The organism is uncultured Campylobacter sp., from assembly GCF_938018035.1.
Taxonomy (GTDB): domain Bacteria; phylum Campylobacterota; class Campylobacteria; order Campylobacterales; family Campylobacteraceae; genus Campylobacter_B.
In genome coordinates this window covers 1-7,764 of the sequence record NZ_CALIJF010000213.1, presented here as the reverse complement: position 1 = coordinate 7,764, position 7,764 = coordinate 1, and the positions used below count along the sequence as shown (strand labels likewise).

The following is a 7,764-nucleotide window of genomic DNA, read 5'->3' as shown; positions in this document are numbered from 1 at the left end:
TCGCACGCGCCGTTCATGCAAATTTTATCGCCTTTTAAAACCAGGCTCAGCACGCTGATGCCGCTTGCGTAAATTTGAACCTCGGTTTGATTTTTAAATTTACGCATAAAGCCCGCGTCGCTGGTGCGGGTAAGCGGTGAAACGACGGTGAAATTTACAGCTTGCGTAGAAGCGGGCTTGAGTGCAGTGGTAGCGCAGCCTGCGAGCAGAAGCGAAAGTGCAAGCGGCGTCAGAAAAGAGCATTTCATAAATAATCCTTAATTTAAGTTGGGTTTAAGTGCGTCTTGAGTAGAATACCGCCTTTAATCTTAATACCAGATTAAGTGGCCCCTTCGTCTAACGGTTAGGACATCGCCCTTTCACGGCGGTAAAACGAGTTCGAATCTCGTAGGGGTCGCCACTTCTAGCTTAAAAATTTTTTGACGCAAATCTTAGCTTTATAAAATTCTAAAATTTTATCTAACTTCTAAATTTCAAAATTATGCACTTTTGCTGCTTCCTGTGCTACAAAATTCCAAGACTTCAATAAATTCTACTTGATAGTTTTAAAATTTAGCCCCGCTGAATTTACGTAATAAATTTTATGCGGACAGATGAAACTCTATGAAATAAAACTCGCAAATTTAGCTCTTTCTAAAAAAAATTCGCTAAATTTATTGAATGCAAAATTTTAAAGAATACGTAAATGAAATTCTAAAAAATCATCCTGGCGAGCGCGTCACGAGCTTTAGTTTCGAGGGCGAGAAATACTGGCTCAAGCAGCCGGAGCTGCGCATCCGCGGCGGATTGCTTACGAAAATATTCAAAGCAAATCCGAAAGCCTCTTTCGATTACGAAGCGCTAAAATGCGAGAGCCTGTACGCAGCTGGCGCGCCTGTGCCGCAGCTGGTGCTGCGAGACGAGAGCTTTTTCGTACTCAAAGACGGCGGCACGCCGGTGGACGAGGTGCTAAAAAGCTCGGATGAGGCGGCTTGCGTGGCGCTCATTCAGGGCTACGCTGCGGCGTTAGCACAGCTGCATTCGAGTGGCTTCATACACGGCAGACCCGCACTGCGCGACGTTTTAGTAAAAAACGGCGAGATGAAATTTATAGATTTTGAAAATCGCGGCGAGCGCGATGATCTGCAAAAAGCCAAAATGCGAGATTTTTTGCTGTTTGTCTATGATCTTTGTCGCGAAGGTCTGAGCGAAGGTTTTGTGCGCGCAGGCATCCACGCCTACGCCTCAAGCGGCGAGCAGGATGTAGTGCAAAGTGCGTGGGCTACGGTACTTGCGCTGCGTCCGATATATTTTATCGCCAGGCTCTTGCCGCAAAAATTTAAAGATCTAAACGCGCTCGTGCGCACGTTTGAGCTCTGCCTAAAAATAATTGAGGAAAACGATGGTCAAAGAAAAACAAATTAAATTCGCTAAATTTAAGCTGGTGATTATACTCGCCTATATGTCCGCTCTGGCGCCCTTGTCTACCGATATGTATCTGCCCGCGCTGGAAAAGGTAAAGGCAAGCTTTGCTACGAGCGAGTTTTACACTCAGCTATCGGTTGCGAGTTTTTTCATCGCTTTTGCGCTAGGACAGCTCGTTTATGGGCCGCTAAGCGATAAATTTGGCCGTAAAAAGCCGCTATACGCGGGCATTTTGCTTTTCATATGTGCGTCGCTTGCTTGCGTGAGCTTTGATAGTGTTTACGCGTTTATATTTTTTAGATTTTTGCAAGCTTTGGGTGGGTGCGCTGGAGTGGTACTTGCGCGAGCCGTAATTAATGATAAATTCGAACTGCACGAGGCTGCGGCGATGTTTGCGCTGATGATGGTCGTAGGCTCGCTAGCGCCGATGCTAGCACCAACTCTAGGTGGATTTGTGCTAGATTTTTTCTCATGGCAAGCGATTTTTGCGATTTTGTTTGCGCTTGGAATTTTGCTTTTTGCATTTATATTTTTCGGACTCGACGAGAGCGCTCAGATAGACAGGACTGCTACACTTAGCGTAAAAGGCGTGCTTGGCGAATACGGCATAATCTTGCGAAATAAGGAATTTATGCGCTATACGCTAGGATTTGCAGTTGCGATGAGCGCGCTTTTTGCTTATATCACGGGCTCTAGCTTCATATTTTTGGGCTATTATGGGCTGGGCGAGCATGCCTTTGGCGTAATATTTGGCATCAACGCTCTTGGAATGACCCTTGTTTCGGCACTAAATGCCAAACTCGTGCAAAATCGCGAACCCGCCGCTTTATTAAATTTCGGTCTAATAGCGATGCTCGTGATGAGCCTGATTCTGCTCGCATGCGCTATGCTTGACCTTCCTTTTATCTGCTTTGAGGCTTCGCTTTTCGTATTACTTTCGTCTCTTGGCTTTGTTGCGCCTAACGCCACGACGCTTGCGATGGCGCTATATAAGGACGGCAACTCTGGCGCAGCTTCGGCGGTACTGGGGACTGTGCAGTTTGCTATTGCCGGGGCTATTTCGTTTATCGTGGGTGCAGTGGGAGCGAATAAGCCGTTTTTGCTCGCAAGTGTGATGGTGATTTGTGCTCTTTGCGCAAACGCCGTGTATTTTTTATTGCGAGAAAAGAATCAAAAATTTTAATTTTAATATTTTTTAAATTTATCGTTAAGGATTGATTAGCTAAAATTAGCTCTCGTTCTTTCAGTGTAAGAAAGACAATTCGGTAAAAAAGGAAACAAGCCAATGAGCGATATTATCGCATATAAACTTAACGGTGAAATTTACGATACTCAAAGTATCGGCGAGCACACAAGCGAGGCGCAGCCGATATATTTCGATAACTCCGAGGACGCGCTTAAAATTCTGCGCCACTCCTGTGCGCACCTTTTGGCGCAGGCGGTGCGCGAGCTTTATCCGAGCGCTAAATTTTTCGTGGGACCCGCGATCGAGGATGGGTTTTACTACGACATCCGCGTCAGCAAAGATAGCGGCGAGAAGCTCGGCGAAGAGGATCTAAAGACGATCGAAAAAAAGATGCGTGCGCTCGCCGAGGCAAATTTAGAGATTAAAAAGATAGCCTCCACAAAAGAGGCGGTCGCGAAAAAATATGCAAACGACGATCTTAAGCAGGAGGTTTTAAAGCGCATCCCGGACGGCCCGGTTAGCTTATACACGCAGGGCGAGTTTGAGGACATCTGCCGCGGCCCGCATGTGCAAAATACGAAATTTTTGAAAAATTTCGCCCTTACGCGCATCGCGGGAGCGTATCTCGGCGGCGATGAAAAGCGCGAGATGCTAACTCGCATCTATGGCGTCGTATTTGCCGATAAAGATAGCCTTAAAAAACATCTTACGATGCTTGAAGAAGCTAAGAAGCGCGATCACCGAAAGCTCGGAGCCGAGATGAAATTTTTCACCTTCGACGAGCAGATCGGCGCGGGACTTCCGATCTGGCTTCCTGCCGGCACGAGGATGCGTATAAAGCTCGAGGAGCGCCTTTATAGGCAGCTTCGCAAGCGCGGCTACGAGCCGGTGCGCGGCCCTGAAATTTTAAAATCCGACGCGTGGAAGATCAGCGGGCATTACAGCAACTACAAAGAAAATATGTATTTTACGACGATCGAGGAGCAAGAATACGGCATCAAGCCGATGAACTGCGTCGGTCACATCAAGGTTTATCAAAGCGAGATCCGCTCATATCGCGATCTGCCGCTTAAATTTTGCGAGTACGGCGTCGTGCACCGCCACGAAAAAAGCGGCGTCTTGCACGGGCTTTTCCGCGTGCGCGAGTTTACGCAGGACGACGCACATCTATTTGTGATGCCGAGCCAGATCAAAGAAAACGTCTATGAAATTTTAGATTTCGTTGAACTCTTGATGAAGGCTTTCGGATTTGAATACGAGCTTGAGATTTCGACCAAACCGCAAAAGGCAGTCGGCGACGACGAGGTTTGGGATATCGCGACGAAGGCCTTAAAAGATGCGCTTGACGAAAAGGGCTTAAAATACGGCTTAGACGAGGGCGGCGGCGCATTCTACGGGCCTAAGATCGACATTAAAATCACCGACGCGCTCGGTCGAAAATGGCAGTGCGGTACGGTTCAGGTCGATTTTAACCTGCCTGCGCGCTTTGAGCTTGGCTACATCGACGAAAATAATGAAAAAAAGCAGCCTGTGATGCTGCATCGCGCGATTTTGGGAAGCTTCGAGCGCTTCGTGGGGATTTTGCTCGAGCACACCGCGGGCGAGCTTCCGTTTTGGATCTGTCCTACGCAGGTATCGATCGTGCCGATCGGTGAAGCGCACGCAAGCTATGCGAAAGAAATTTTAAATTTGTTGCGCGAGGCAGGCATTGACGGCGAAATTTTAGATAAAAACGAAACGCTAAATAAACGAATCAGAACGGCTGAAAAGCAGAAGGTGCCGCTCATCATCGTCCTAGGCGATAATGAAGTTTCGGCTCGCAGCGTGGCTCTGCGCGATCGCAGGGCGCGCGAACAGCGAAATTTAGGGCTGGATGAGTTTTTAAATTTCGTAAAAGCTAAATTAAACGAGGTGAATTTTTGAGCAGAGAAAAAGAGGTTTTTCTAAACGAGGACATTCCGGCTAGCGAAGTCAGGTGCATAGGCGACAACGGCGAGGTTTACGGCATAATTTCAAAGGCGCAGGCGCTGCAAATCGCCGAGCGAGAGGGTGTGGATCTGGTTTTGATAGCGCCCGATGCAAAGCCGCCCGTTTGCAAGGTCATGAACTACAGCAAATTTCGCTATCAGCAGGAAAAAAAGCTCAAAGAGGCGAAAAAAAAGCAAAAAATCATCGAGGTCAAAGAGATCAAGCTGTCCGCCAAAATCGCTCAAAACGACATTAATTACAAAGTAAAACACGCGAAAGAATTCCTTAGTAGCGGCAAGCACGTCAAGCTTCGCGTATTTTTAAAAGGGCGCGAGATGTCAAGCCCGGAAATCGGCGTAAATTTGCTCAATAAAATTTGGGACGAATTTTTCGCAGAAGTGGCCGATCGCGATAAAGCGCCCGCGCTGGAGGGTCGCTACGTAAATATGCTGATCACGCCGAAAAAGGCGTAGCGTAAATTTAGCTATACTATAAAAATCGCAGCGATAAAATGGTGAAATTTTAAAATTCTATTGATTTAAGTGTGCTCTTAATTAGAGAATAATTGCATTAAAATAAGAGCGAGAAAGTTTAAAATTATTTAGCCGTTATTTTTATCTAAGTTTTATTTTGATAAAATAAAAAGCAAATAAACTCTCTCTCTCTCTCTCTTGCAACCTCTTGTATATGGGAGTAAAAAGGAAATGAATATATGAAGGTTTTAATTTTAGCTGGCGGCTTTGGCACTAGGCTTGCCGAAGAAACCAGCATCAGACCTAAGCCAATGGTTGAGATTGGTGGCAGACCGATATTATGGCATATTATGAAAATTTATAGCCACTACGGCTTTAATGAATTTGTGGTGCTTCTTGGTTATAAAGGTTATTATATAAAAGAGTATTTCGCAAACTACTTCTTGCATAGAAGTGATGTAACGATTGATATAAAAAGTAATAATATGAAAATTCATAAAACATTAAGCGAAGATTGGAAGGTTACTCTGATTGACACTGGGCTAGATACAATGACTGGCGGTAGGATAAAACGAGCTCAGGAATATGTAGGAGATGAGAGTTTCATGCTTACTTACGGTGATGGTGTTAGTGATGTGAATATAGACGAGTTAGTAAAATTTCATAAATTACATGGCAAGGCTGCTACTATGACTGCAGTTCAGCCAGAAGGTAGATTCGGTGCTTTAGATATTAATAATTCAAGCTTAATTACATCTTTTTTTGAAAAACCTAAAGGTGACGGAAATTGGATAAACGCAGGTTTTTTCGTATGCGAGCCTAAGGTTTTTGATTATATTACTGATGGTGATGCTACGGTATTCGAGCAAGCTCCGCTTTCAAATTTGGCTAAAGACGGCGAGCTTTGTGCTTTCAAGCACTGTGGTTTCTGGAAACCGATGGATGCCTTGCGTGATAAGCAAGTATTAGAAAAACTATGGGATAGTGGTAGCGCTCCATGGAAAAAGTGGTAGCGGATGAACAACGCAATAACGACACAAGAAATGCAAAATTTATACTCCGGAATTTATAAGGGCAAAACAGTTTTGCTTACCGGACATACCGGCTTTAAGGGCTCATGGCTTAGTCTATGGCTGCAGCGCTTGGGCGCGAAAGTGATAGGGTATTCGCTTCTGGCGCCTACAGAGCCAAATCATATAGGACTTTTAAATTTAAATATCGTCCAGATAATGGGCGACATACGAGATTTTGTCAAATTAGACGAAGCATTTACGACTTATAAACCCGACATTGTATTTCACTTTGCCGCTCAGGCGCTCGTACGTCCATCTTATGCCGATCCGATAACAACCTACGAAACCAATGTTGTCGGCACATTAAAAGTCTTTGAAGCCTGCAGAAAAGCAGGCGTTCGCGCGATCGTAAATATCACCAGCGACAAGGCTTACGAAAATAAAGAGTGGGTTTGGGGTTATCGCGAGAACGATCCTATGGGCGGATATGATCCATATAGTTCGTCGAAAGGCTGCGCGGATCTTCTGGCTAGTTCATATCGAAATTCGTTTTTTAACGAAAAAGACTATGGCGTAAAGCATCAAACGCTGCTTGCTACGTGTCGCGCAGGTAATGTCATAGGCGGCGGAGACTGGGCGCAAGACAGATTGATCTGCGACGTAATGCGCGCGGCAGCTAAAAATGAAGCGGTAATGATCCGCAATCCGAATGCGACGCGTCCTTGGCAGCATGTGTTAGAACCGCTTAGTGGATATTTGCTCGTGGGGCAAAAGTTGCTTGAAGGGCGAAAGGAATTCGGCAGCGCGTGGAATTTCGGTCCTAGCGATGATGGCGCGATTAGGGTGCTTGATGTACTAAAGAGCGCCAAGCGATATTGGGATAAGATAGAATTTAAAATCGGCTCCGACACGGACCAGCCGCATGAGGCAAATTTATTGAAGCTTGATTGCTCTAAAGCGCATGCGCTGCTTGGCTGGAAGCCCGTTTGGGATAGCGAAACGGCATTTGAAAAAACTGTAAAATGGTATAAAAATTTCTACGAAAACGGCACAATCGATACCGAACAAAATTTAAACGACTACGTAAAAGAGATGATGCGATGATAAAAGTTAGCGATTTTATAGCAAAATTTATAGCCGAACACGAAGATACTGCAAAGACCGTATTTATGGTCTCGGGTGGCGGCAATATGCACCTGATAGATTCGCTTGGCAAAAATGAAAATTTAGAGTATGTCTGTAACCATCACGAACAGGCTTGCGCGATAGCCGCAGAGGGATATGCGCGCGTCTCAAATAAGATCGGTATCGCGTATGTTACCACAGGCCCTGGCGGGACAAACGCGATTACCGGCGTTTACGGTGCTTGGGTGGATTCGATCCCTACGATGATCATATCGGGGCAGGTTAAATTTCAAACGACCATTGCTTCGCAACCCGAGTTAAATTTACGTCAGCTCGGCGATCAAGAGGTTAATATCGTTGACATCGTAAGGCCTATCACAAAATACGCCGTAATGATAACGGATAAAAATAGCATAAAATTTCATCTGCAAAAAGCTATTTATGAGGCTAAGCACGGCAGACCCGGACCCGTATGGCTGGATCTGCCGCTAGATATACAAGGCGCAATGGTGGACGAAGCAGATTTGGTAGAATTTAAAATTCCAGAAGAGCCAAAATTCGACACAAAAATCCCGCAGGTTCTAGATGCGTTAAA

General features: G+C 45.5%; 7 protein-coding genes, 1 tRNA gene and 1 pseudogene. 8 read left to right on the top strand and 1 reads right to left on the bottom strand.

Annotation, left to right across the window (positions count from 1 at the left end; genetic code table 11):
- Window positions 1-248 (bottom strand): annotated as a pseudogene (locus Q0257_RS06690) (hypothetical protein); the annotation flags it as partial.
- 77 nt (window positions 249-325) lie between these two features.
- On the opposite strand from Q0257_RS06690, the gene Q0257_RS06685 reads away from it, so the two are divergent.
- The 8 genes from Q0257_RS06685 to Q0257_RS06650 all read left to right on the top strand — a co-directional run.
- Window positions 326-400 (top strand) — tRNA-Glu (locus tag Q0257_RS06685).
- 260 nt (window positions 401-660) lie between these two features.
- Window positions 661-1,404, top strand: a complete 744-nt coding sequence (locus tag Q0257_RS06680) for a spore coat protein (RefSeq protein ID WP_298023181.1) — start codon at window positions 661-663, stop codon at window positions 1,402-1,404.
- Complete coding sequence (locus tag Q0257_RS06675; protein WP_298023178.1) at window positions 1,382-2,587, top strand: multidrug effflux MFS transporter; 1,206 nt, start codon at window positions 1,382-1,384, stop codon at window positions 2,585-2,587. Before Q0257_RS06680 ends, Q0257_RS06675 begins: the two co-directional genes overlap by 23 nt.
- Before the next feature lie 102 nt (window positions 2,588-2,689).
- The gene (gene thrS / locus Q0257_RS06670; RefSeq protein ID WP_298023175.1) at window positions 2,690-4,513 is read left to right on the top strand and encodes a threonine--tRNA ligase; all 1,824 of its coding nucleotides are present in this window, start codon (window positions 2,690-2,692) and stop codon (window positions 4,511-4,513) included.
- Window positions 4,510-5,031 (top strand): translation initiation factor IF-3, encoded by a 522-nt coding sequence (infC, locus tag Q0257_RS06665; protein WP_005871062.1) that lies wholly within the window; start codon window positions 4,510-4,512, stop codon window positions 5,029-5,031. Before thrS ends, infC begins: the two co-directional genes overlap by 4 nt.
- 239 nt (window positions 5,032-5,270) lie before the next feature.
- Window positions 5,271-6,044: a glucose-1-phosphate cytidylyltransferase gene (gene rfbF / locus Q0257_RS06660; protein ID WP_297943521.1), complete on the top strand. Its 774-nt coding sequence runs from the start codon at window positions 5,271-5,273 to the stop codon at window positions 6,042-6,044.
- A 3-nt stretch (window positions 6,045-6,047) separates the two neighbouring features.
- Complete coding sequence (gene rfbG / locus Q0257_RS06655; RefSeq protein ID WP_298023172.1) at window positions 6,048-7,148, top strand: CDP-glucose 4,6-dehydratase; 1,101 nt, start codon at window positions 6,048-6,050, stop codon at window positions 7,146-7,148.
- Window positions 7,145-7,764: thiamine pyrophosphate-binding protein (locus Q0257_RS06650; protein ID WP_298023169.1), on the top strand; the 620-nt coding region annotated here is incomplete at its 3' end. The genes rfbG and Q0257_RS06650, both read left to right, overlap by 4 nt.